Annotated in this window: 22 protein-coding genes; 8 read left to right on the top strand and 14 right to left on the bottom strand. The window is 63.5% G+C overall.

Going from position 1 to position 24,740, the window contains the following annotated elements; translation table 11 throughout:
* Position 1: 1 nt before the first annotated feature.
* The 3 genes from lipA to V3H56_RS23845 all read left to right on the top strand — a co-directional run bounded on the left by lipA (position 2) and on the right by V3H56_RS23845 (position 2,732).
* Positions 2–1,024 carry a lipoyl synthase gene (gene lipA, locus V3H56_RS23855; protein ID WP_042730293.1) on the top strand — a complete coding sequence of 341 codons (1,023 nt, stop codon included), beginning with the start codon at positions 2–4 and terminating at the stop codon, positions 1,022–1,024.
* 201 nt (positions 1,025–1,225) lie between these two features.
* Positions 1,226–1,495, top strand: a complete 270-nt coding sequence (locus V3H56_RS23850; protein ID WP_338473933.1) for a hypothetical protein — start codon at positions 1,226–1,228, stop codon at positions 1,493–1,495.
* A 301-nt stretch (positions 1,496–1,796) separates the two neighbouring features.
* Positions 1,797–2,732 carry an LD-carboxypeptidase gene (locus tag V3H56_RS23845; protein WP_338473932.1) on the top strand — a complete coding sequence of 312 codons (936 nt, stop codon included), beginning with the start codon at positions 1,797–1,799 and terminating at the stop codon, positions 2,730–2,732.
* A 132-nt stretch (positions 2,733–2,864) separates the two neighbouring features.
* Here V3H56_RS23845 and V3H56_RS23840 read toward each other — a convergent pair whose 3' ends face one another.
* The 5 genes from V3H56_RS23840 to leuS all read right to left on the bottom strand — a co-directional run bounded on the left by V3H56_RS23840 (position 2,865) and on the right by leuS (position 9,051).
* Positions 2,865–4,187, bottom strand: a complete 1,323-nt coding sequence (locus tag V3H56_RS23840; protein ID WP_338473931.1) for a lytic murein transglycosylase — start codon at positions 4,185–4,187, stop codon at positions 2,865–2,867.
* Between the two features lie 72 nt (positions 4,188–4,259).
* The gene (gene arfA / locus V3H56_RS23835) at positions 4,260–4,424 is read right to left on the bottom strand and encodes an alternative ribosome rescue factor ArfA (RefSeq protein ID WP_030140368.1); all 165 of its coding nucleotides are present in this window, start codon (positions 4,422–4,424) and stop codon (positions 4,260–4,262) included.
* Positions 4,425–4,657: 233 nt separating this feature from the next.
* Positions 4,658–5,695: a DNA polymerase III subunit delta gene (gene holA / locus V3H56_RS23830; RefSeq protein WP_338473930.1), complete on the bottom strand. Its 1,038-nt coding sequence runs from the start codon at positions 5,693–5,695 to the stop codon at positions 4,658–4,660.
* A gap of 53 nt (positions 5,696–5,748) precedes the next feature.
* Positions 5,749–6,354: an LPS assembly lipoprotein LptE gene (gene lptE / locus V3H56_RS23825; RefSeq protein ID WP_042732825.1), complete on the bottom strand. Its 606-nt coding sequence runs from the start codon at positions 6,352–6,354 to the stop codon at positions 5,749–5,751.
* A gap of 90 nt (positions 6,355–6,444) precedes the next feature.
* Positions 6,445–9,051: a leucine--tRNA ligase gene (gene leuS, locus V3H56_RS23820; protein WP_338473929.1), complete on the bottom strand. Its 2,607-nt coding sequence runs from the start codon at positions 9,049–9,051 to the stop codon at positions 6,445–6,447.
* A 292-nt stretch (positions 9,052–9,343) separates the two neighbouring features.
* Between leuS and V3H56_RS23815 the strand changes: the two genes are divergently transcribed.
* Positions 9,344–9,655 carry a hypothetical protein gene (locus V3H56_RS23815; protein WP_042732831.1) on the top strand — a complete coding sequence of 104 codons (312 nt, stop codon included), beginning with the start codon at positions 9,344–9,346 and terminating at the stop codon, positions 9,653–9,655.
* Positions 9,656–9,766: 111 nt separating this feature from the next.
* Positions 9,767–10,528 carry a YdcF family protein gene (locus V3H56_RS23810; protein ID WP_042732832.1) on the top strand — a complete coding sequence of 254 codons (762 nt, stop codon included), beginning with the start codon at positions 9,767–9,769 and terminating at the stop codon, positions 10,526–10,528.
* Between the two features lie 144 nt (positions 10,529–10,672).
* Here the strand turns inward: V3H56_RS23810 and lnt are convergent, their stop codons facing one another.
* The 5 genes from lnt to miaB form a co-directional block, all read right to left on the bottom strand.
* Entirely contained in the window at positions 10,673–12,196 is a 1,524-nt protein-coding gene (gene lnt, locus V3H56_RS23805) for an apolipoprotein N-acyltransferase (RefSeq protein WP_047736338.1), read from the bottom strand.
* Positions 12,197–12,223: 27 nt separating this feature from the next.
* Complete coding sequence (locus V3H56_RS23800) at positions 12,224–13,063, bottom strand: HlyC/CorC family transporter (RefSeq protein WP_025215634.1); 840 nt, start codon at positions 13,061–13,063, stop codon at positions 12,224–12,226.
* A gap of 40 nt (positions 13,064–13,103) precedes the next feature.
* Positions 13,104–13,562: an rRNA maturation RNase YbeY gene (gene ybeY / locus V3H56_RS23795; RefSeq protein WP_042732441.1), complete on the bottom strand. Its 459-nt coding sequence runs from the start codon at positions 13,560–13,562 to the stop codon at positions 13,104–13,106.
* On the bottom strand, positions 13,555–14,565 hold the full coding sequence (locus V3H56_RS23790) for a PhoH family protein (protein WP_338473928.1): 1,011 nt from the start codon (positions 14,563–14,565) through the stop codon (positions 13,555–13,557). Before V3H56_RS23790 ends, ybeY begins: the two co-directional genes overlap by 8 nt.
* Before the next feature lie 216 nt (positions 14,566–14,781).
* Entirely contained in the window at positions 14,782–16,110 is a 1,329-nt protein-coding gene (gene miaB / locus V3H56_RS23785; RefSeq protein WP_053144189.1) for a tRNA (N6-isopentenyl adenosine(37)-C2)-methylthiotransferase MiaB, read from the bottom strand.
* 132 nt (positions 16,111–16,242) lie between these two features.
* On the opposite strand from miaB, the gene V3H56_RS23780 reads away from it, so the two are divergent.
* Positions 16,243–16,572 (top strand): DUF1820 family protein, encoded by a 330-nt coding sequence (locus tag V3H56_RS23780; RefSeq protein ID WP_047736335.1) that lies wholly within the window; start codon positions 16,243–16,245, stop codon positions 16,570–16,572.
* Between the two features lie 163 nt (positions 16,573–16,735).
* Here the strand turns inward: V3H56_RS23780 and V3H56_RS23775 are convergent, their stop codons facing one another.
* From V3H56_RS23775 to V3H56_RS23760, 4 genes are all read right to left on the bottom strand, one after another.
* Positions 16,736–17,290 carry a tetratricopeptide repeat protein gene (locus V3H56_RS23775; protein WP_042732295.1) on the bottom strand — a complete coding sequence of 185 codons (555 nt, stop codon included), beginning with the start codon at positions 17,288–17,290 and terminating at the stop codon, positions 16,736–16,738.
* A gap of 217 nt (positions 17,291–17,507) precedes the next feature.
* A complete protein-coding gene (gene hemL, locus V3H56_RS23770) occupies positions 17,508–18,791 on the bottom strand; it encodes a glutamate-1-semialdehyde 2,1-aminomutase (protein ID WP_042732296.1) in 1,284 nt (427 codons plus the stop codon).
* Positions 18,792–18,820: 29 nt separating this feature from the next.
* The gene (gene thiE / locus V3H56_RS23765) at positions 18,821–19,447 is read right to left on the bottom strand and encodes a thiamine phosphate synthase (RefSeq protein WP_042732297.1); all 627 of its coding nucleotides are present in this window, start codon (positions 19,445–19,447) and stop codon (positions 18,821–18,823) included.
* A gap of 17 nt (positions 19,448–19,464) precedes the next feature.
* Positions 19,465–20,262: a hydroxymethylpyrimidine/phosphomethylpyrimidine kinase gene (locus V3H56_RS23760; RefSeq protein WP_047736333.1), complete on the bottom strand. Its 798-nt coding sequence runs from the start codon at positions 20,260–20,262 to the stop codon at positions 19,465–19,467.
* Positions 20,263–20,542: 280 nt separating this feature from the next.
* Between V3H56_RS23760 and V3H56_RS23755 the strand changes: the two genes are divergently transcribed.
* Together V3H56_RS23755 and V3H56_RS23750 are read left to right on the top strand one after the other, a co-directional pair.
* On the top strand, positions 20,543–22,927 hold the full coding sequence (locus V3H56_RS23755; RefSeq protein WP_338473927.1) for a 7TM diverse intracellular signaling domain-containing protein: 2,385 nt from the start codon (positions 20,543–20,545) through the stop codon (positions 22,925–22,927).
* Between the two features lie 74 nt (positions 22,928–23,001).
* Positions 23,002–24,651: an acyl-CoA dehydrogenase family protein gene (locus tag V3H56_RS23750; protein ID WP_042732664.1), complete on the top strand. Its 1,650-nt coding sequence runs from the start codon at positions 23,002–23,004 to the stop codon at positions 24,649–24,651.
* Positions 24,652–24,740 lie beyond the last annotated feature (89 nt).

The raw sequence follows: 24,740 nt of genomic DNA, 5'->3' as shown, positions 1-24,740 counted from the left end.
TATGACTACTGATGCAGTGCAAACCATAATCCCGACGCAGGATGTTACCGAGCGTCCGGCCCCGCGTGCCAAGGTCGAGGCCGGCGTCAAGCTGCGCGGCGCCGAGAAGGTTGCACGCATCCCGGTCAAGATTATCCCCACCACCGAACTGCCGAAGAAACCCGACTGGATTCGCGTGCGCATCCCGGTTTCCCCGGAGGTCGACCGTATCAAGGCGCTGCTGCGCAAGCACAAGCTGCACAGTGTCTGTGAAGAGGCGTCCTGCCCGAACCTGGGCGAGTGCTTCTCCGGTGGCACCGCCACGTTCATGATCATGGGTGACATCTGCACCCGTCGCTGCCCCTTCTGCGACGTCGGCCATGGCCGGCCGAAGCCACTGGACGCGAGCGAGCCGGAAAACCTGGCCGTGGCCATTGCCGATCTGAAACTCAAGTACGTGGTCATCACTTCGGTGGACCGCGACGACCTGCGTGACGGCGGCGCCCAGCACTTCGCCGACTGCATCCGCGAGATCCGCAAACTGTCGCCGAACGTGCAGCTCGAAACCCTGGTGCCCGACTACCGTGGCCGCATGGACATCGCCCTGGAGATCACCGCCGCCGAGCCGCCGGATGTGTTCAACCACAACCTGGAAACCGTACCGCGCTTGTACAAGGCTGCGCGTCCGGGCTCGGACTACCAGTGGTCGCTGACCTTGCTGCAACGCTTCAAGCAGATGATGCCGCACATTCCGACCAAGTCCGGGCTGATGCTGGGCCTGGGGGAGACCGACGATGAGGTCATCGAGGTCATGAAGCGCATGCGTGAGCATGACATCGACATGCTGACCCTGGGGCAGTACCTGCAGCCTTCGCGTAGTCACCTGCCGGTGCAGCGTTTTGTGCATCCGGATACCTTTGCCTGGTTTGCCGAGGAGGGGTACAAGATGGGGTTCAAGAATGTGGCTTCGGGGCCGTTGGTGCGGTCTTCGTATCATGCGGATGAGCAGGCGAAGTTGGTCAAGGCGGAGCTGTTGGGGAGCTGATTTAGCCGGTTTTGGTGGGGCTGTGTGTATATCCGTTTTTTGTGTAACGGCTACTTAGGGTTCCGCCCTTACGGCGGGTTACTTTTGGCAAACGCCCCAAAAGTAACCAAAAGGTCTTCGCCCCACCACTCGGTGCCTCGCCTAGGCTCGGCATGCCTGAACGAAGGCATTGCTCCGCGGGCCCGCCGCGAAGGGCCATCCATGGCCCAGCGCGGCTACCTCGGCATCCATGCCGAGGTGCCCACTGCGCAATACCTGCGTTCAGCCATCGTGGTTAATGGGGCGCAAGATCAAGATCAAGAGCAAAATCAAAAGCGAAGCAGTCTGGTGGCTGGTCTGTTTTGGGCGGTTCTGCATCCTTACAACGCTGTGGGTCTGGGCCGTGGAGCAAAGCTTGCTCGCGATGGCGGTGGATCAGCTACACACATGCTGAGCGTGCCCTCGCTTTGCTTTGCTTTGCTTTGCTTTTGACTTTGATCTGAACGCCCCATCAACCACGCTGGCCGAACGCAGGCATTGCGCAGTGGGCAACCCGGCATGGATGCCGGGTTAGCCGCGCTGGGCCATGGATGGCCCTTCGCGGCGGGCCCACGGAGCAATGCCGGAGTGAGGGAACACCTCGCCTAGGCGAGGTGCCGAGTGGTGGGGCACAGCGTTTTTGGTTACTTTTTTGGCGTTTGAAAAAAGTGACCCGCCGTAAGGGCGGAACCATAAGTGGCCGTTACAAAAAAAACGGATATACACACTAAGCAAGCCGACAAACCGGAAGCCCATGGACACCCTAACCCCTCATCACCCCGTCCCAGCCCTCCCCCCCAAAGGCCTGATCGCCCTGATCGCCCCCGCCGGCCCCGCCCCCCTGGACACGGAAAAAGCCATCCAATGGATGCGCGCAAGAGGGCACGAACTGCGAATATTCCCAGGCGTCTACGAAAAGCAAAACTACCTGGCCGGCAGTGACGAGGTACGGCTCAACGATCTGCATGCGGCCTTCGCCGACCCTGAAGTCAACGCCATCATCTGCCTGCGCGGCGGCTACGGCACCCCACGCTTGCTCGATCGCATCGATTACGACCTGTTGCGGCGCAACCCCAAGCCTTTCGTTGGCTACAGCGACATCACCGCGCTGCACCTGGCCATCAACCGTTATGCCGGATTCGTGACCTTTCACGGGCCGTTGCTCAATGCCGATCTCTTGGGCGACAAACAACCCCCGACCGTCACCTCGTTTTTCAGCCTGTTGCATGGGCAGTTGAGGGCCGGCAGTGTGCTGAGTCATCCCGAGGCTTATCCATTGACCACCGTCGAGCCCGGCATCGCCCATGGGCGTTTGCTGGGGGGCAACCTTTCGATCATTGCCGCGACCATGGGCACGCCTTACCAGATCGACGCAGACGGTGTGATCCTGCTCATTGAGGACGTCAACGAGCCGCTGTATCGCATTGATCGGTTGCTGACCCAGTTGCGCCTGGCCGGCACGCTGGCCAAGTTGTGCGGCGTGCTGGTGGGGGATGTGGCGGGGGTGGAGGTCGAGGCGTTGAATCAGCTGCTCAAGCAGACCTTCGAGCCGTTGCGCATTCCGGTGCTGTCCGGTTGGCGCAGTGGGCATTGCGATCCGAACCTGACCTTGCCGATGGGGGCGTTGGTGAGGCTGGATGCGGGGGAGAAGCGGTTGGTGCTGGAGCAGGATGTGGTGGTTACACGCTAATCCTGCGTCGTCTGCGACTCAGTCTTCGCGAGCAAGCCCGCTCCCACAGGGACCGCGTCCCTTCATGGAAACACGATCAACCTGTGGGAGCGGGCTTGCTCGCGAAAGCGGCAGTGGCCATCAAGACAGTCTTCAGCGTTTACGCAACGCGTCCAGCAATTGATGCGTCGGGTACCCATCCGCCGGCCAGCCGAGCGACTGCTGGGCGCTGCGGATTGCCTTGCGGGTGTTGGCGCCGATGATGCCGTCGGGGGTGCCGGCGTCGTATTGATGCGTGCTCAGCAAGGTCTGCAGTTCGATGCGTTCGCTGCGACTCAGCGGCAGGTCATCCTTGGGCCACTGGCCGTACACCAGCCCGGCACCGCTGAAGCGCCCCGACAATAAACCCACCGCCAGTGCGTATGACGAAGAGTTGTTGTACTTGAGGATCGCGCGGAAGTTATCGAACACCAGGAACGCCGGGCCGCGATGGCCGGCGGGCAGCAGCAGGGCCGCGGAGAGTTGCCGTTCAGCCGGCGGGATCGGCATGCCGTCGTAGGTGGAAACCCCCAGGCGTATCCATTCGGAGAAAGGTTTGCGGGTCGTGCCGTCGGCCAGGGCGTAGTCGAAACCCTTTTCCAGCTCTACCTCGTACCCCCACGGCTGGCCGCGTTGCCAGCCGGAGCTTTGCAGGTAGTGGGCGGTCGAGGCCAGGGCGTCGGTGGAACTGCCCCAGATGTCCCGGCGTCCGTCGCCGTCGAAATCCACCGCGTGGGTGTTGTACGTGGTGGGGATGAACTGGGTCTGGCCCATGGCGCCGGCCCAGGAGCCGAGCATTTTTTCCGGTGCGATATCGCCCTGTTGCAGGATTTGCAGGGCGGCGATCAGTTGCGCATGGGCAAAGCCCGGGCGTCGGCCTTCGTAGGCCAGGGTCGCCAGGGAGTTGATCACCGACTTGGTGCCCTGGAACTGGCCGAAGTTGCTTTCCATGCCCCACACCGCCACCAGCGCCTCGCGATCGACGCCGTAGCGTTGCTCGATGCTTTGCAGCACTTGGGCGTTCTGCTGGATCAGTGCCTTGCCTTTGTTGACCCGCAGCGGCGACAGGGCGCCATCGAGGTATTCCCACACGGGGCGGGTGAATTCCGGCTGGCTGCGATCGGCTTTGATCACGCTCATGTCGGGGCTGACGCCAATGAACGCGCGATCGAACAGGTCGGGACGGATCCCGGCGGCCAAGGCGTCCTTGCGAAACCCGGCCTGCCATTCAGCGAAGGTCTGGGTGGGGACGATGTCCAGGTTTTCACCAGTGGGCACGACAGGCGGCACCACGGCCGGGGCGGTCACGGCGGGGACGGTCTGGAGCGGTTGGGCGTCGGCGGCGGTGGGTTTTTCAGCGCAGGCGACCAGCAGGGCGATGCTGGTGGCGGCAATCAGCTGGCGCAGGGGCAAGCGACGGGAAAGACAAAAGGGCATGCACGGGTCCAGAAATACAAATCAGGTGCTGACCTTAACATGCGAAAGGGCTGTAGGGCTTGTCCAGGTGTTTCAAGCGGCCAGAAAGCAAGAAGCCTCCCAGTTGTCAGACTGGAAGGCTTCGCGGCGGTAGCTGCCCTTGCCCTTGGCGGGGCGTTCCTGGCGGCTGCGAAACAGCGGCTGGGCGACGATGGACTTGGCCTTGTTGGGGCCATGCCTGGATGGCTTTTTGCTCATGGTGGCATCTCTCATGGGGGAGGGTTGTGCGGGGCGAATCATGGGCCAGAGTTGGAGGGCTGTCCAGTCCCGGCAGGCCGGCGGAATGTGTACAGAGTTTGCGACCAGCGCGCTTGTGTGACGAGGGAGCTTGCTCCCGCTTGAGTGCGTAGCGCTCATCGCTTTTTTGGGATCGCTTCGCGATCCAGCGGGAGCAAGCTACCTCGCCACAAAAGCATCTGGCAAGGCGGTATTTATTCCGCTGGAAGCGCCAATCGCTGGCCGGCCATCAGCAGGGACAACCGACTGAGACTCATCCATGGCGAGCCAGCGGCCTGGCCCTTGATCTGCGCGTCGATGCGCTGTGCTTCGAGCAGCAGCTGTGCCCAGCGCGGCGCCGAGTAACGTTGCAGGGCCTTGCTCATCAGCGGCTTGCGTTTGTCCCATACGGGCGGGCGGGCCTGGCTGAAGGCCTTGTCCAGCGGTACACCCTGGCTGTACTGCAACGACAGGTTGGCCAGCAGGCGCAACTCCCGGGACAGCGCCCAGAGGATCACCGGTGGCTCGACGCCTTCGCCTCGCAAGCCTTCAAGCATGCGCAGGGCGTGGGCTGCTTCGCCGTTGAGGATCGCATCGGTCAGCCCGAAGACATCGAAGCGAGCGCTGTCGGCCACGGCGGCCTGCACCGTTTCCACGGTGATTTGTCCGCCTTCGGCCATCAGCTTGAGCTTTTCGATTTCCTGGGCCGCGGCCAGCAGGTTGCCTTCGACGCGGGCGGCAATCAGCTCCACCGCGTCCTGGCTGGCCGAGAGGCCGGCCTGGGACAGGCGTTGGCGGATCCAGCTCGGCAGTTGGCTGACATCCACCGGCCAGATCTGCACGAACTGGGTTTGCTGACCCTCCACCAGGGCCTTGCCCCATTTGGTCTTCTGCGCACTGCCATCGAGTTTCGGCAGGTTGATGAGCAGGACCGTGTCCTCGGCAGGCCGCGAGCAATACTCGATCAGCGCGGCGGCGCCTTTGTCGCCAGGTTTACCGGACGGCAGGCGCAGCTCCAGCAGGCGCTTTTCTGCGAACAGGGACATGCTCGCCCCGGCCAGCAGCAGGCTGCCCCAATCGAAATTGGCGTCGGCGGCGAACACCTGGCGTTCGTCGAACCCTTGCTGGCGAGCGGCACTGCGGATGGCGTCGGCAGCTTCCTGGCACAGCAATGGGTCATCGCCACTGATGATGTAGACCGGCGCGAGGGCGCCTTGCAGGTGCTTGCCGAGTTGGGCGGGGGCCAGTTTCATGGAATGCAGCTCATGAGCGCAGATGGGCGGGGCGCCGGAGCACCCCGCACGGCTTATTCAGCCGGGACTTCCAGAGGCGACTGCTGCGGTGTTTCCGCCTCCGCCTTGCGTGCCGCTTCCAGCGCGTCGGCTTCGGCCTTGGCGCGGGCGTCGGCGGTCTGTTGCAATTGCTCCAACTGGGCCGGGCTCAGGCGTTGCAGGCGCAGCATCATGCGCTGTACCAGCTCGCGACGCATTTCGCCACGCACCTGGGTCGATTCCTGGTCGGAGCCGGTGATGTTGTTGCCGTCGTGCAGGTAGACCTTCTGCACCTGGAGCTTGTCGTCCAGCAGCGACAGGTTGTTCTGGCCACGGATTTCATAGCTCAGCACGTTGGTCAGCTCGTATTCGGCCGAACGCCCGGCGCCGGCGTAGCTCAGGCTGCGCTGACTTTGCTGTTCATTGGTCAGCACCAGCTTGTAGGGCGCGCCGTTGTAGACCTTCACGCCACTGTTCTGGAGCGTGTCGCGCAGCATTTTCACGGTTTCGCCGTAGGCGTCCCGCGCACTGAGGTCCAGCTCCTTGATAGCCAGCTCGGTGGTGCCGGTGCCACGCAGCTGGAAGCCGCAGGCGCTCAACAGGACCGCCAGACCCACGACCAGCAGATTACGTTTGATCATCTTGTTGCTCCCCTTGAAACCCTATGGGCCGACAACGCGGCCCCCCAGGTCATATTCGGCGCCCGGCCCGCGGCCAGGCGCCTGATCCAATTAGCTTGCGACGATGTTGACCAGTTTGCCGGGCACGACGATCACTTTGCGAATCGTCAGGCCATCGACGAAGCGCAGCACGTTCTCGTTGGCCCGTGCGGCGGCTTCGACTTCTTCGCGCGTTGCGCTGGCCGGCATGTCGATCTGGCCGCGCAGCTTGCCGTTGACCTGGATGACCAGGGTCAGGCTGTCCTGCACCAGCGCGGTTTCGTCCACCGCCGGCCAGCGGGCGTCGATCACCGGGTCGGCGTGACCCAGTCGATTCCACAGCTCGTGGCTGATGTGCGGGGTGATCGGCGCCAGCAGCAGCGTCACCGCTTCCAGGCCTTCGTGGAGCAAGGCGCGATCCTGTTCGGTGGCTTGCGCGGCTTTTTCCAGGACATTCATCAACGTCATCACCTGGGCGATGGCGGTGTTGAATTTGTGGTTCTGGCCGACGTCATGGCTGGCCTGCTTGATGGCCAGGTGGATCGAGCGGCGAACGGCTTTCTGTTCGTCGTTCAGGCCGTTGACGTCCAGCTTGCCCGGCAGGCCCTGGGCCACGTGGGCCTGGGCCAGGCGCCAGACGCGCTTGAGGAAACGGTGCGAGCCCTCGACGCCGGAGTCTGACCATTCGGCGCTCATGTCGGGCGGCGAGGCGAACATCATGAACAGGCGGCAGGTGTCCGCGCCGAACTGGTCGATCATCGACTGTGGGTCGACGCCGTTGTTCTTCGACTTGGCCATCTTCTCGGTGCCGCCGATTTCCACCGGCAGGCCGTCTGCGATCAGCTTGGCGCTGATGACCTTGGCCTTGCTGTCGCGTTCGAGCTCGACATCGGCGGGGTTGAACCAGGTGTAGGCGCCGTTGGCTTCGCGACGATAATACGTCTCGGCGACCACCATGCCCTGGGTCAGCAGGTTCTTGAAGGGCTCGTTGGAGCTCACCAGGCCTTCGTCGCGCATCAGCTTGTGGAAGAAGCGCGCATACAGCAGGTGGAGAATGGCGTGTTCGATACCGCCGATGTACTGGTCCACCGGCAGCCAGTGGTCGGCGGCGGATTTTTCCACCAGGCCGCCTTCATGGTGCGGCGAGGCGTAGCGGGCGTAGTACCACGAGGACTCGACGAAGGTGTCCATGGTGTCGGTTTCGCGCTTGGCCGGTGCGCCGCATTTCGGGCAGCTGCATTCGTAGAACTCGGGCATGCGGGCCAGTGGTGAGCCGGCGCCGTCGGGTACGACGTCTTCCGGCAGAACCACGGGCAGTTGGTCTTCCGGCACCGGTACGTCGCCGCAGGTGCCGCAATGCACGATCGGGATCGGGCAGCCCCAGTAGCGCTGACGGCTGATGCCCCAGTCGCGCAGGCGGAACTGGGTGCGGGAGGCACCGAGGTTCTTCTTGATCAGGGCCACTTCGATGGCGTCGAACGCACCTGCGAAATCCAGGCCGTTGAATTCACCGGAGTTGATCAGCTCGCCGTGTTCGCCGTAGGCGTCCTGCCACGGGGCCGAGGTCTGGTCGCCGGCGCTGGTGCGGACCACGGGCTTGACCGGCAGGTTGTACTTGTGGGCGAACTCGAAATCGCGTTCGTCGTGGGCCGGCACCGCCATGACGGCGCCATCGCCGTAATGCATCAGCACGTAGTTGGCGACCCACACCGGGAGTTTCTCGCCGGTCAGCGGGTGCTCGACGAACAGCGAGGTCGGCAGGCCTTTCTTTTCCTGGGTGGCGACGTCGGCTTCGGCGACGCTGCCGCCCTTGCATTCGGCAATGAACGCCTGCAGCGCGGGATCGTTCTGGGCCGCCAGGGTCGCCAGCGGGTGCTCGGCGGCCACGGCCACGTAGGTGGCGCCCATCAGGGTGTCCGGACGGGTGGTGAAGACCTTCAGGGTGCCGGCTTCGCCAATCGAGGCGACGTCGTAGGGGAACTGGACTTCCATGCCCCGGGACTTGCCGATCCAGTTGCGCTGCATGGTCTTGACCTGTTCGGGCCAGCCGGTCAGCTCGTCGAGACTCTCCAGCAGTTCATCCGCGTAGGCGGTGATCTTGAAGTAGTACATCGGGATCTCGCGCTTTTCGATCAGCGCGCCGGAGCGCCAGCCGCGACCGTCGATCACTTGCTCGTTGGCCAGTACGGTCTGGTCCACCGGGTCCCAGTTCACGGTGCCATTTTTGCGATAGATCACGCCTTTTTCGAACAGGCGGGTGAACAGCCACTGCTCCCAACGGTAGTAGTCGGGCTTGCAGGTGGTGACTTCGCGGGACCAGTCCACCGCCAGGCCCAGGCTGCGCAGTTGGGACTTCATGTAGGCGATGTTTTCGTAGGTCCACTTGGCGGGGGCCACGTTGTTCTTCATCGCGGCGTTTTCCGCCGGCATGCCGAAGGCGTCCCAACCCATGGGTTGCAGGACGTTCTTGCCTTGCATGCGCTGGTAGCGGGAGATCACGTCGCCAATGGTGTAGTTGCGCACGTGCCCCATGTGCAGCTTGCCGCTGGGGTAAGGGAACATCGACAGGCAGTAGTAGGTCTCCTTGCCTGGCTGTTCACTGACTTCAAAGGACTTTTGCTCGTCCCAGAACGACTGGGCGGCGGCTTCGATTTCACGGGGCTGGTAGTGTTCGTGCATGGCTACTTTTGTACTGAATGGGGTGGCCCAATCCTCTTCGTTGCCATGCTGGACGCAGACGACGCCGTATGCGGCGTTCTCGATGCCCAGCCAAGCTGGAAGTGGAGTTACAGGAAGCGCCGTAGCATACATGACCGCGCTCTGCCGAGGGAAACCCTGATTGCATGCCGGCCATTGCCGACCACCGCCCGTGTCGGGCGTTCAGGGCCGTTGGTCGCGGCGTCCTGCCGGTTTGCCAAGCGAAGCTAAGCTTCTCAATGGGGAGTGAGTCTTATCTTCAATGAGGTGAGGGATGGTTGAATCACAGCGAAAAGTAACGACACCTGAGTTGTACGAAAAACTGATCGATCGTCTCGGGGTGGCCCTGGACGCTGCAAGAACCGCCGGTCGTTTGCGCGACGAGCGTCCGACAGAGCTGGAACTGCGCGGCCTCAGCCCCGCAGAGTTCGAACTGGTCAAGGCTTACCTCGAACAGGTCGGACACCCGACCCGCCCGAGCGCAGCCCAGGTACCCCAGCGTCACGAGGCGCCCCGTTCGGCCAAGGTGGTATGGCTCAAGGACCGGACGCCGGACAAGGAAGCCGTCAGGCTCCGGTCAATGTAGTTGAACTAGAACCGGACCCACCCAGGTCGCTCTTTTGATTCAAGGTCCTTTCGAATCTGTTGTCGCTTTGCGTCAACCCACTTAGGCTTCGGGCATCTATGGAGATGCCCGATGCCGTTTCGCTATTTCATCAAACAACTTCTCTTGCCGCCGGGCATTCTCTTGCTGCTGCTGGCGCTTGCCTGGTGGTGGCGCAACTCCCGGCCGCGCCTGGCTCGCCTGTGCTTTATCGTGGGCCTGGGCGGCTTTTGGCTGATGAGCCTGCCCGTGGTGGTGCAGTGGAGCGCCAAGGCCCTGGAGCAGGAGCCGCCGCTGGCGCGCAGTGAATGGGCGAGCCTGGCCCAGCGCGCCGACGCCATCGTCGTGCTCGGCTCCGGCCGTGAGCGCGGCGACCTGGCCTGGGGCGCCGACCAGCCCACCGGTGTGGGGCTTGAGCGTCAGCGTTATGCCGCCCGACTGGCCAAGGCGTCAGGGCTGCCGGTGCTGACGACCGGCGGCCTGCACTACGGTACTCCACCCAGCGAGGCGAAGCTGATGGCCGATTCGCTGCTGGATGATTTCGGGGTCACCGTACGCTGGCAGGAAGGGCGCAGCCGCACCACCTGGGAAAATGCCCGGATGAGCGCCGAGATCCTCCTGCCCGAGGGTGTCCGTCGCGTCGTGGTGGTGACCCAGTCCTGGCACATGCCGCGGGCGGTCATGAGTTTCGAACGCTCGGGTTTTGAAGTGGTGCCCGCGCCGGTGGGGTTCCTGGGGGCGGACAACGCCCGGCCGTTGGGCGGCTGGATGCCGGAGTTCAAGTCGATCTGGCAGTCCGGGCAGTTGATGAATGAGGCGGTGGGGTTGGTGGGGTACTGGTTGTTCTATCGCTGAATCGTCAAGGTGAACGCTTATTGTGGCGAGGGGGCTTGCTCCCGCTGGGGCGCGAAGCGGCCCCTAAAAACAGGGGCCTGCTGCCGCAGTCCAGCGGGAGCAAGCTCCCTCGCCACGGGGTTTTTCATTCAGATGGGGAACGGGTTATACCGTCCTGGCCATCCGGCCCGTCATCAGGGCCCAGCCCAGCAGTAGCACGCACAGGCTGATCAACGGCCACGAGCGCCATTGCAGGTAGGGCGTCAGGTCGTGCATCGGCACCACTTCGCCATACAGGATGCCGCGCTCGAACTGCGGGATCTGCGCGGTGATCTGGCCGAAGGGGTTGATCAGGCCGGTGACGCCGTTGTTGGTGGCGCGGATCATCCAGCGTCCGGCTTCGAGGGCGCGCATCTGGGCCATTTGCAGGTGCTGCAACGGGCCGATCGAGGTGCCGAACCAGGTGTCGTTGCTGATGGTCAGCAGCAGGTCGCTGCGCGCCGAGAGGCCGGCGGCGAACTCCGGGTAGACCACTTCATAGCAGATGAACGGCGCGATCTGGTAACCCTTGGCCTGCAGCAACGGCTGGTCGGCCGGGCCCCGGGCGAAGTCCGACATGGGCAGGTCGAAGAACGCGATCAGTCCGCGCAGGAGATCCTGCAGGGGCACGTATTCGCCGAACGGCACGAGTTTTTGCTTGAGGTAGGTGCCGTCGCCTTCGCCGGTCACGGTGATGCCGTTGAAGTAGCGCTTTTCGTGGCGCACCAGTTGGCGAATCGGCACGCCGGTGATCAGCGCCGAATGCCGCTCGGCGGCGAAGCTGCCCATCATGTCCAGGTAGCCCTGGGCCGACTCCTTGAGCACCGGGACCGCTGTCTCTGGCCAGACCAGCAGGTCGACGCGCTTGGAGGTAAAGCTCATGTCGCGGTACAGCGCCAATTGGGCGTTGAGCTGTTCCGGGTCCCACTTCAGGCTTTGTTCGATGTTGCCCTGGATCGCCGCGACGCTCAGCGGGTCGCCCGAAGGGCTGGTCCATGCATGCCCCTTGAGCGCCATGCCGGCCACCCACGGACCGACCAGCAACACCACGCCGGCGGCGATGAAGCCCTTGCGCCCGGTGCCGATCAACCGGCGCGCGTTGTACAGCAGCGCCGCCGTCAGTGCCAGGGTGAAGGAGATCAGCCACATCCCACCCACTGGCGCGAGGCCGGCCAGGGGACCATCGAGCTGGCTGTAGCCGGAATAGAGCCACGGGAACCCGGTGAGGAACCAGCCACGGAAGGCTTCCTGGCCCAACCACAGCGCGGCGAACGCCAGGGCATCGGCCAGCGGCGCTTCGTTGCGCCGCAGCCAGCGCGCCCACAGCCAGGCAGGCAGGGCAAAGAACCAGGCAATGGCGGCGATGAACAGCAGCATCAGCAACCCGGCCAGCAGCACCGAGGCACCACCGAAGTTGTGGATGCTGACGTAGATCCAGCTGGTGCCGGCGCCGAATAGACCAAAACCGAAGCACCAGCCTCGGCCGAGGGCCTGGCGTGGCGATAGCTCGCGCAAGCCGGCATAGAACAGCCCGACCGCCAGCAGTGCCAGCGGCCAGATGTCGAACGGTGCCAGGGCCAGGGTGGTGATCGCGCCGGCCGCCACGGCCAGCAGGTTACCGGGCCAGCCGGGGCGGTTTATCCAGCGCATGTGTGTCCTTAGCGGGTCTCGCAGGGTTTATCGGGCAATGGGCGACAGGCGCAGCAGGTGAATCCGACGGCTGTCGGCGTTCAGGATGCGGAAGCGCCAGGAGCCGATTTCCGTGGTTTCGTTGCGCTTGGGCAGGTGCCCGAAAGCGCTCATCACCAGGCCGCCGACCGTGTCGAACTCATCGTCGGAGAATTGGCTGTCGAAGAATTCGTTGAAGTTCTCGATCGGCGTCAGGGCCTTGATCAGGAAGTCGCCGCTGGGCAGGGGCTTGATGTAGCTGTCTTCCTCGACATCGTGCTCGTCCTCGATGTCGCCGACGATCTGCTCGAGCACGTCCTCGATGGTGACCAGCCCGGCCACGCCGCCGTATTCGTCGATGACGATGGCCATGTGGTTGTGGTTGGCGCGGAATTCACGCAGCAGCACGTTCAGGCGCTTGGACTCGGGCACGAAGGTGGCCGGACGCAGCAGGTCCTTGATGTTGAAGCTGTCGCCGTTTTCCTGAAGGATCAGCGGCAGCAGGTCCTTGGCCAGCAGCACACCCATGACGTCGTCATGGCTTTCGCCGACGACCGGGTAGCGCGAGTGAGCGGAGTCGACCACGGCGGGCAGGAACTCGCGGGGTGTCTGGGTCGCCTTGATGCTGACCATCTGCGAGCGCGGGACCATGATGTCGCGTACTTGCAGGTCAGCGACCTGGATGGCGCCTTCGACGATGGCCAGCGCTTCGCTGTCCAGCAGTTTGTTCTGGTGTGCATCGCGCAGCAGCTCCAGCAGCTCCTGGCGGTTTTTCGGCTCATGGGCAAAAGCCTGGGTGAGCTTGCCCAGCCAAGACTTCTGCCCGTTGCTCGATCGATCTTCGCTCATAGCGATTACTCTGAATCCTTTGTCGTTACAGGTTGATGTATCAGTGTTCGTCGCCGGCATAAGGGTCGGGATGACCCAGCTCTGCAAGCAACGTTCGTTCCAGTGCTTCCATTTCCTCGGCTTCGTCATCTTCTATATGGTCGTAACCGAGCAGATGCAAGCAGCCGTGAATCACCAGATGGGCCCAGTGGGCCTCGCCAGTCTTGCCTTGTTCGCGCGCTTCGCGCTCCACCACCGGGACGCAGATCACCAGGTCGCCCAGCAGCGGGATGTCGAGCAGTTCGTCGGGCACGTCGGCGGGAAATGACAACACGTTGGTGGCGTAGTCTTTCTGCCGCCAGGTGTGGTTCAGTTCGCGGCCTTCGGGCTCATCCACCAGGCGGATCGTCAGCTCCGAATCGGCGCTGCGCTGGCGCAAGGCCAGTTCACACCATTGGCGGAACTGGGTTTCGCTGGGGGCCGGGCATTCGCTGGCCAGTTGCAGGTCGAGTTCAAGCATTGTGGCGGCTGCCCTTGCCTTCGACCGTGTCTTCGTCGGCGCGGCTCTCGAAGCGCTCGTAGGCTTCGACGATGCGCTGCACCAGCGGATGACGGACCACGTCCTTGGGCAAAAAGTGCGTGAAGCTGATGCCTGGCACATCCTTGAGCACCTGGATGACATGGTTCAGCCCGGACTTGGTGCCGCGAGGCAGGTCGACCTGGGTGATGTCGCCGGTGATGACCGCGGTGGAGCCGAAGCCGATCCGGGTCAGGAACATTTTCATCTGCTCGACCGTGGTGTTCTGGCTTTCGTCGAGGATGATGAAGCTGTTGTTCAGGGTGCGACCACGCATGTAGGCCAGCGGGGCGACCTCGATGACCTGGCGCTCGATCAGCTTGGCGACGTATTCGAAGCCCAGCATTTCATACAGCGCGTCGTAGAGCGGGCGCAGGTAGGGATCGATCTTCTGGCTCAGGTCGCCGGGCAGGAAGCCGAGTTTTTCCCCGGCTTCGACCGCCGGGCGCACCAGCAGGATGCGCCGTACCTGTTCGCGCTCCAGCGCGTCGACGGCGCAGGCCACGGCCAGGTAGGTCTTGCCGGTACCGGCCGGGCCGATGCCGAAATTGATGTCGTTACCCAGGATTTCCTTCACGTAGCGCTGCTGGTTCAGGCCGCGCGGGCGAATCATGCCCTTCTTCGTGCGCAGGGCGACCGCCGGTTCCGAAGGCGCGGGGTTGTCCAGCTCTTCGACCGCCGACTCCTGGAGGAACAGGTGCACGGTGTCTGGCGACAACTCGCTCCCCTTGGTTTCCCGGTAGAGGCGGCGCAGCAGGTTTTCCGCGGAGGTGGTGTGCTTGGGTTCGCCGATCAGCTCGAATTGGTTTCCGCGGTTGCGGATCTCGATGGCCAGGCGCTGTTCGATCAAGCGCAGGTGCTCGTCGAATTGCCCGCACAGATTGGCGAAGCGGCGAGCCTCAAAGGGCTCGAGAATGAAACGATGAGGTTCGATGGGTGCGTTCAAGGTCGTTTTTAGCCGCCCAGGGGCAATTGAGATGAAACCAAGGATAGCGCCAGTAGGCTGGGTGCGAAAGCTCTTAAGCGGGGCAATTCGATCACAGGGCTTGGTGTGGCCCTGGTGGGAGCGAGCTTGCTCGCGATGAGGGGGTCACATTCAACGCAGATGTTGAGTGCCGAACCGCTATCGCGAGCAAGCTCGCTCCCACAGGAAACTGAGGTACTACTGGATCAAGGAGCCGCGCAGGGAGTGCGGTTGCGCGGCGTCGATGTGCACGTCGGCGAACTGGCCGATCAGGGCTGGGGTGTCGCAACGGAAGTTGACGATGCGGTTGTTTTCCGTGCGTCCCTGCAATTCGCCGGGGTCTTTCTTCGAGTAATCGGTCACCAGGATCCGCTGGATGGAGCCGACCATTTGTCGGCTGATCTCGAAACCTTGCTGGTTCAGGCGGTGTTGCAGGGCGTTGAGCCGTTCTTTTTTCAACTCTTCGGGGGTGTCGTCCGCCAGGTCGGCCGCCGGCGTGCCGGGGCGCTGGCTGTAGACGAAGGAATAGGAGAAGTCGAAGCCGACGTCTTCGATCAGCTTCATGGTCTGTTGGAAGTCCTTCTCGGTTTCGCCAGGGAAGCCGACGATGAAGTCCGAGCTGATGCAGATGCCCGGCACGGCGGCCCGCAACTTGCGCAGCTTGGATTTGTACTCCAGGGCCGTGTGGTTGCGTTTCATGGCAGCGAGGATCCGGTCGGAACCCGATTGCACCGGCAGGTGCAGGTGTTTGACCAGTTCCGGGACCTCGGCGTGGGCCTGGATCAGGCTGTCCGAGAACTCCAGCGGGTGCGAGGTGGTGTAGCGGATGCGGTCGATGCCGTCCACCGCGGCCACGACGCGGATCAGCTCGGCGAGATCCGCCAGGCGGCCATCGTGGGTCAGGCCGCGATAGCCGTTGACGTTCTGGCCCAGCAGCGTCACTTCGCGCACGCCGTTTTCCGCCAGGTGGATGATCTCGGCGATCACGTCGTCGAACGGCCGGCTGACCTCTTCGCCGCGGGTGTAGGGCACGACGCAGAAGGTGCAGTATTTGCTGCAACCTTCCATCACCGAGACATAGGCGCTCGGGCCGTCGATGCGTGGTTCGGGCAGGTGGTCGAACTTTTCGATCTCCGGGAACGAAACGTCCACCTGGGGCAGCCTGGTCACACGCGCGGCGTCGATCATCTCGGGCAGGCGGTGCAAGGTCTGCGGGCCGAAGACCACGTCCACGTACGGCGCGCGGTCGCGGATGGCGGCGCCTTCCTGGCTGGCCACGCAGCCGCCCACGGCGATGACCATGTCCGGGTTGGCCAGCTTCAGCTCGCGCCAGCGGCCGAGCTGGGAGTACACCCGGTCTTGGGCACGTTCGCGGATCGAGCAGGTGTTGAGCAGGATCACGTCCGCGTCTTCGGCGCGGGCAGTGACTTCCAAGGCCTGGTGGTCGCCCAGCAGATCGACCATGCGCGAGCTGTCGTACTCGTTCATCTGGCAACCGTGGGTTTCGATGTAAAGCTTCTTGGCCATGGACGGGTCATCACGTGATTCAAAGAACCGCGCATTATAGGGAACAAGTCAGCGGGTTCCTACCGCTGCCGGAGCAGTGGCTATGCTATAGTTTGCGCCCTCATTTTTACCCGCCGATGTGTTTCGCCAGCCATGACCAAACGTGAAGCTCCAATCTACAAGGTGATTTTCCTCAACCAGGGCCAGGTGTTCGAAATGTACGCCAAGCAGATCTACCAGAGCGATCTGTGGGGCTTCCTGGAAGTGGAAGAATTCGTCTTTGGGGAGCGCACGCAAGTGGTCGTCGACCCGAGCGAGGAAAAGCTCAAGGCTCAGTTCGAGGGCGTGGTACGCAGTTTCGTGCCCATGCACTCGATCGTGCGCATCGACGAAGTCGAACGCCTGGGCACGCCGAAAATCAGCGAAGCCCGCGCTGGGGTGGGCAATGTGATGCCGTTTCCGATGCCGATGCCTGAGAAGTAAGGCGTAAAGCCTCTTGGTTGCTGCAAGCGGACTTTGTGGCGAGGGAGCTTGCTCCCGTTGGAGTGCGAAGCGCTCCCAGGATCTTTGGGGTTGCTTCGCAACCCAGCGAGAGCAAGCTCCCTCGCCACAATAAGATACTCCCAGCCACTGGGGGGCTGCGGTTTCAGGGCAGCGGCGAAAAAGGCGTACGCCCATCGGCGTTCTGCAATTCCATCAGGTACTTGCGAAAGATCTGCCCGAGCACCTGGGTGGCCACTTCCAGCTCGTCGCGGGGCATTTGCTCGGCGACTTCGTCGGCGGTGTCCAGGGCGTCTTCGGCGCCGTTGACCGCCGCCATCTTCAGGACGATGTAGGCCTGGACATTGTTGGCGGGTACGCCTTCACCATGAAAGAACATGCCGCCCAGCTTGAATTGCGCCTGGGCATGGCCTTGCAGCGAGGCTTTTTCGAAATAGTCGAGGGCTTGCTTGAGGTCGCGCGGCGCAGCCTTGCCTTCGTAGTAGAACTCGCCCAACTCGTACTGTGCCTGCGCATCGCCTGCATCCGCCGCTTTTTGACAGGCGTCGAGGGCCGGTGCGAGATCTTGTGGCTGGGTGTTGAGCGTGCAACGGCCCAGCGCCGGGATCAACAACGAGTTGCCGCCTGCCTGTGCATTCGCCAGCAGGGGCTGAAGGAGCAACAGGCAGCCCAAGGCAAGGGTGCGGCCGGTGCGGTTCATGGGAATCGACTTACCTCTGAGGGGCGCGCGGACCCTCCGGGGGATCCAATAAGCGCGCATTATGAAATAAGCGGGGCCATCCTTACAAAGTCTTTACTCGTTTTTCTGCTGCGAGGGAATGCCAACGGCTGCTTCGCGGCGAAATCCGTAGGAAAAGGATAGGAGGTTGTCGGCAATCACTGACGCCGGCATCAGCCAGCGTCAGTTATCCACAGGCTTATTTCAAGGCTGCGAACGCTCGCTCGGCTGCGTCGAGGGTGATTTTCAGCTCCGCCTCGCCATGGGCGATGGAGGTGAAGCCGGCTTCGAACGCGCTCGGCGCCAGGTATACGCCGCCTTCGAGCATCAGGTGGAAGAAACGCTTGAAGCGATCGGCGTCGCTGGCCATGACGTCTTCGAAGGTGACGATGTCATCGGCACCGCTGAAGTACAGGCCGAACATGCCGCCGGCCTGGGTGGTGACGAACGGGATGCCGGCCGCGTCGGCGCGAACCTGCAAGCCGTCGAGCAGGCGCGTGGTGTAGTCGGTCAGCTCGGCATGGAAGCCCGGGCGACTGATCAGGCGCAAGGTGGTCAGGCCAGCGGCCATGGCCAGTGGGTTGCCCGACAGCGTACCGGCCTGGTAGACCGGGCCCAGTGGGGCGATGCATTCCATGATGGCGCGCTTGCCGCCGAAGCAGCCCACCGGCATGCCGCCGCCGATGATCTTGCCGAAGGTGCTCAGGTCCGGCGTCACGCCATAGTGGGCCTGGGCGCCGCCGAGGGCCACGCGAAAACCGGTCATCACTTCGTCGAAGATCAGCACCACGCCATGCTGGTCGCAGAGGCGACGCAGGCCTTCGAGGAAGCCCGGTGCCGGTGGTACGCAGTTCATGTTGCCGGCCACCGGCTCGACGATGATGCAGGCCACTTCCTGGCCGACGTCGGCGAGCATCTTCTCGACTTCTTCGAGGTCGTTGAACGGCAGGGTCAGGGTGTGCTTGGCAAACGCCGCTGGCACGCCGGCCGAGCTCGGGACGCCTTGGGTCAGGGCTCCGGAACCGGCCTTGACCAGCAAGCTGTCGGAGTGGCCGTGGTAGCACCCTTCGAATTTGATGATGCTGTCGCGACCGGTGAACCCGCGTGCCAGGCGGATCGCGCTCATGGTCGCCTCGGTGCCGGAACTGACCATGCGCACCATCTCCATCGACGGCACGATCGAGCAGACCAAGTCGGCCATTTCGGTTTCCATCGCGGTGGGGGCGCCATAGGACAGGCCGTGGACCAGTTGCTGGCGTACGGCGTCGAGCACCTCTGGATGGCTGTGGCCCAGGATCATCGGTCCCCACGAGCCGACGTAGTCGACATAGCGCTTGTCGTCTTCGTCGGTCACGTACGCGCCTTCGGCGTGCTTGAAGAACAGCGGGGTGCCGCCGACGCTCTTGAACGCCCGGACGGGAGAGTTCACGCCACCGGGAATGTGTTTCTGGGCATTGGCAAACAGGGTTTCGGAACGGGACATGGTTGGGCTCTCGAAATCGAAAAAAAAGATTATTGGGGCTGCAGTAGGGCGTTGAAGGCGCGGGCGCGGCGCGTCACCTCTGCGCTGCTGTCGGCGCCGAACAGGCCATGGACCACGGCCAGCAGGTCGACACCGTGGGCCACCAGCGGGGCGGCGTTGTCCAGGGTGATGCCGCCGATGGCGCAGACCGGAACGTGCAGCCTGGCATGGGCTTGTGCGAGTAACTCAAGCGGTGCGCCGGGGGCGCCGGGCTTGGTGGTGGAGCTGAAGAAGCGCCCGAATGCCACATAGCTGGCGCCTTCGGCGGCGGCCTGCTCGGCCAGCTCCAGGCTGGCGTGGCAGGTGGAGCCGATGATCGCCTTGCTTCCCAGCAGCGCCCGCACCGGGGCCAGCGGGCCGTCGGTCTGCCCCAGGTGCACGCCGACGCCCAGGCGCGCGGCCAGTTCGGCGTCGTCGTTGATGATCAACTGGGTGTTATAGCGCTCGCACAGGTTGCGCAGGGCTTCGGCTTCGCGCAGGCGACGGGCCTCGTCGCTGCTCTTGTCGCGGTATTGCAACAGGGCGACGCCACCTTCCAGCGCGGCCTCGACATATGCGAGGAATTTGCCGGCCAGCAGTTGGCCGTCGGTGATGGCGTAAAGGCCACGTAATTTCATTCCACAGGCCTCCGGAGCTAGGAGCAGAAATCCAGCGGCAGGCGACGCGGCACGAACTGGCCTTGGCCCAGCCGTTCGGCATCGCGCAGGGTGCGCCAGGTGTAATCCAGTGCGGTCTTGACGGCGCTGGCGAGCTGTTCGCCCTGGGCCAGGCGGCCGGCCAGGGCGCTGGCGAGGGTGCAGCCGGAACCGTGATAGCTGCCGGGCAGGCGCTGGCAGGTAAAGGTTTCGCGGTGGCCATCGCGGCTGTACAGGCGATTATGGACTTCATGTTCATCGCCGTGGCCACCGGTGATCAACAGGTGCTTGACGAAAGGCAGCAGTTTTTCGGCGCATTCATCGGCGCTGCCCTCGGGCAGTTCGGCGAGGATGCGTGCTTCCGGCAGGTTGGGCGTGGCGATGATTGCCAGGGGCAAGAGGCGTTCGCGCATGGCGTAGCCGACCTCGTCCTTGCCCAGCCGTCCGCCACCGCCGGCCCGCAGCACCGGGTCGCAAACCATGGGCAGGTGCGGGTGCGCCTGGAGCAGTTCGACCACGGTGTCGACCATTTCCAGTGAACCAAGCATGCCCAACTTGACCGCCGCCACCGTCGAATCGTTGAGCACGGCATTGGCTTGCGCCAACACCCAGGCCCGATCGAGCACGCGGAAATCACTGACGTTGACCGTGTCTTGCACGGTCAACGCGGTCACCGCCGGAGCGGCATGACAGCCCTGGGCGAGCAGGGCTTCGATATCTGCCTGCAAGCCGGCGCCACCACTGGGGTCGTGGCCGGAGAGACAGAGGACAACGGGGCGAGAGCTGTAGATATTCATGGTGCGCGAGCTTACCACCAAACCCTTCGATCGGCGCGCACCTGTGACGAGGCCCCGAGGCTTATCCGGTAATCTGACCGAAGCAACAGCTCTATCTCAATGCTTTCCCCTGGAACGCCCGTTCTAGAGCCTTCTGTGGGAAAAATTTCAATGGTGCAAATTGGCCATCAACGGCTATGCTAGTGATGGATCCAACTCATAACAGGTAATGCCGGTTTTACGTCTACTCAGGGAATGGGGGACTTCCTGACTCAACCGGACAGGCCATGCTGGGGCTTAAATGCGCTATTTGTTGATGTTGTTACTGTGCTTGTCCCCCTTGGCAAGTGCCCTCGAATTCGATGAGTTCACCCAAAACCTGCCCCTGGGCCAAGCTCTGCAAGTGTTCGAGGACGCGAGCGGCAATGCCAGCCTCGATGACGTCCTGGTCCAGGCCGCGGCCGGCGGCTTCAAGCCCCATGACAAAGCCACGCTGAACGCCGGTTATTCGCGTTCGGCGTTCTGGTTGAAAGTCGACCTGCAGTACCGCCCCGCGAACCCGGACGCCCAGCGCACCTGGCTGCTGGAGTTGGCGTATCCGCCGCTGGACCATCTCGACCTGTACCTGCCCGATGCTGCCGGGGTGTATCAGTTGGTGCGCCGCACCGGCGACGCGCTGCCTTTCGCGAGTCGTGAAATCCGCCAGAACAACTACCTGTTCAGCATCGATTTCAAGCCCGAACAGCAGCGCACCGTCTACCTGCGCCTGCAAAGCCAGGGGTCGATCCAGGCACCGCTGACGTTGTGGTCGAGCACTGCCTACCTGGAGCAGCAGCCGGTGCGCCTGTACGTGCTGGGGATCATTTATGGCGTGCTGTTGGGGATGCTGGTCTACAACCTGTTCATCTACTTGAGCGTGCGGGACACCAGCTACCTCTATTACATCGTTTACATCGCTTCGTTCGGTCTCTACCAGTTGTCGGTCAACGGCGCGGCCGTGGAGTATTTCTGGCCGGACAACCCCTGGTGGGCCAACGCCGCGACGCCCTTCTTCATCGGCTGCGCAGGCCTGTTTGGCAGCCAGTTCGCCCGCAGCTTCCTGCAAACCGCCCAACATAGCCGCTGGCTCGATCGGCTGCTGTTGGCCCTGATCGCCTACAGCGCCGTGGTGGTCGGCCTGTCGTTGATGACCAGCTATGCCCTGGCGTTGCGCCTGGCAACGGCACTGGCCCTGGTCTTCACCGTGGTGATCTTCGCCGCCGGGCTGTTTGCCTGGTGGCGTGGCCTGCGGGTGGCGCGGTATTTCATCATTGCCTGGTCGGCGTTTCTGCTGGGCGGCGTCGTCAATACGCTGATGGTGCTCGGCTACCTGCCGAACGTGTTCCTGACCATGTACGCCAGCCAGATCGGCTCGGCCATCGAAGTTGCGCTGCTGTCCCTGGCCCTGGCCGACCGCATCAATGCCATGCGCGAGCAGCAGGCTCAGATCCTGCTCGACGCCGGGCAGAAACTGGAAGTGCTCAACCAGCAACTGGCCCAGGGCAACAAGCTCAAGGATGAATTCCTCGCGACCCTGACCCATGAACTGCGCACGCCAATGAATGGGGTGATCGGTTCGTTGGAGTTGATGGAAACCGTCGAGATGGACGAGGAGATGACCCAGTATCAGCAGACCGCCGCCGGTTCGGCGCGGGACATGATGCGCATGGTCAACGGCATCCTCACGCTCACCGAGCTGCAGGCTGGCAAGCTCAAGGCCTGTCCGGTTCCGTTCAGCTTGCGTGAGGTGATCGCGGCATTGGAGGTGCAGTTCGGGGCCAATGCGGCGGCCAAGGGGCTGGATTTCAAGGTGGACGTGGCCCCGAGCCTGCCGGATCGGCTGCTGGGCGACCGTTGCAAGCTGGCCCAGTGCCTGGAGTGCCTTCTGGACAACGCCATCAAGTTCACCCGGGTCGGTGGCCTGGCGTTGCGCGTCAGCGGCCGGTCGACGCAGCTCGATGGGCTGGTGTTGTCGTTCGCGGTGATCGACACCGGTATCGGCTTTACCGACCTGGGTGAAGCGACCCTGTACCAGCGATTCTTCCAACTGGACGGCTCGATGACCCGCGAATACGGCGGCCTCGGCGTGGGCCTGGCCATCTGCCGGCAACTGGTGGAGTTGCTCGGCGGGCGCCTGACCCACACCTCGGAGCCGGGTCGCGGCAGTCGTTTCCAGTTGGACGTCGAATTTGATGTCGCCTTGCCCGCGCCTGATCCGTCATCGCTCGCGTTCGGCGAACGCCAGGGCGCGCGCTTGCCCCAGGACTGCACGGTGCTGCTGGCAGACGACAACAGCATCGATCAGTTGGTGATGCGCGGCATGCTGCTCAAGCTGGGTTACCGAGTGCGAACGGCCGACAGCGGCCGCGCGGCGCTGGAACTGTTGCAGGGCGAGAGTTTTGATGCCGTGTTGCTTGATTGCCAGTCGCCACCTTTCGACGGCGTGTCGGTCTGCTGCCAGATTCGCACGCTGCCCGGTTGCGAGGAGTTGCCGGTACTGGTGGTCAGCCCGAACCTGGGGCATGAGCGCTGCCCGTCGGGCGCCCTGGTGGATTACCTGGGCAAACCGGTGAAATTCGAGGCGCTGCAGGCCATGCTCCAGCGGCGGGTGCTGTGTCCGAAGCAGGGTGAACGCGCCGACATTTAGGCGCATATGACACTTTGTTCGGCCGGGAGGCGGTGCTTAACTGAACCTCTGCTGGCTGACCAAGGAGCCCCGTCATGAACCTGCACCAGTTCGCCGAAACCCACGACGTCACCAACCAGCCACCGTCCCTGGATGGCGCCAACCTGTATCGCATCGACCTGCCGCTGCAGCAGTGGGCCCTGCGTTTTGGGGCGGGCTGGGCGCAGGCGCGGATCGATGCGTACGGGGCGCTGGCCGGCGGGCCGCTGATGGAGGCAGGGTTCCTGGCCAACCAGAATAAACCGGTCTTTGCCAGCCATGACCGCTACGGCCACCGGATCGACCTGGTGGAGTTTCATCCGGCCTATCACCAGTTAATGCGCACCGCCGTCGAGCATGGCCTGCCCAGTTTGCCTTGGGCCCATCCGCAGCCTGGCGCCCACGTGGCCCGTGCGGCGATGACCTATTTGCACAGCCAGGCCGAGGCCGGTACCGGCTGCCCCCTGACCATGACGTTCGCCAGTGTCCCGGCGCTGCGCTTGCAGCCTGACCTGGCCGAGCGCTGGCTGCCGAAGGTGCTCGCCACCGAGTACGACCCGCGCAACGTCGGCATGGCCCACAAGGCTGGGGTCACCCTCGGCATGGCAATGACCGAGAAACAGGGCGGCACCGACGTTCGGGCCAACACCACCAAGGCTTTCCCGGTGGGCCCCAGCGGCCCCGGCCAGGCCTATGAGCTGGTGGGTCACAAGTGGTTCTGTTCGGCGCCGATGTGCGACGCCTTCCTGACCCTGGCCCAGACCGACAAGGGCCTGACCTGCTTTTTGCTGCCACGCCATCGCCCGGATGACACCCGTAACCAGTTCTACATCCAGCGCCTGAAGAACAAACTGGGCAACTGTTCCAATGCTTCCAGCGAAGTGGAGTTCCGCGGGGCGTTGGCCTGGATGATCGGCGAGGAAGGGCGCGGTGTGCCGACGATCATCGAGATGGTCGCCATGACTCGTTTCGATTGCATGGTTGGCTCCAGCGCCCTGATGCGCCAGGCGCTGACCCAGGCCAGCCATCACTGCGCGCATCGCAAGGTCGGTGGCAAGCTGTTGAGCGAGCAGCCACTGATGCAGAACGTACTGGCCGACCTGGCGCTGGAAAGCGAGGCCGCGCTGGCCTTGAGCCTGCGCATGGGCCGGGCGCTGGACCACTTGAGCGACGACCACGAGGCCCGGTTCGCCCGGCTGGTGACGGCCGTGGGCAAGTACTGGATCTGCAAGCGCGCTCCGGCGATGATCAACGAGGCCGCCGAGTGCATGGGCGGCGCCGGTTACGTCGAGGACAGCATCCTGCCGCGCCTGTACCGGGAGGCGCCGGTCAACTCGACGTGGGAAGGTTCCGGCAACGTGCAGTGCCTCGACGTGCTGCGAGCGTTGTCGAAGGAGCCGGGCGTGTTGGAGGTGCTGTTCAACGAACTGGGTGACGGACACGGCGACCGGCGCCTGGCGGACCATATCGGTCGGTTGCAGGCGGCGTTCAAGGACACCGACGACATTCAGTACCGCGCCCGGCAATTGACCGAAGACATCGCCGTCGGCCTGCAAGCCAGGTTGTTGCTCGAAGCGGGCAACAGCGACGTCAGCGATGCCTTCATCGCCAGCCGCCTGGGTGCCGCGGGCCGTGCCTACGGCACCTTGCCTCGGGGCTTGAATGTCGAAGCGATCGTGACGCGCTCCACCCCGCATGGCTTTTAGACACAACACATAACCCTGTGGGAGCGGGCTTGCTCGCGAAGACGGTGTGTCAGACAACATCGATACTGAATGTGCCGACGCTTTCGCGA

This window comes from Pseudomonas sp. MS646, from assembly GCF_036693845.1.
Lineage (GTDB): Bacteria > Pseudomonadota > Gammaproteobacteria > Pseudomonadales > Pseudomonadaceae > Aquipseudomonas > Aquipseudomonas chlororaphis_E.
The sequence above is the reverse complement of the archived record's forward strand: the minus strand, read 5'-3'. Positions and strand labels throughout refer to the sequence as shown.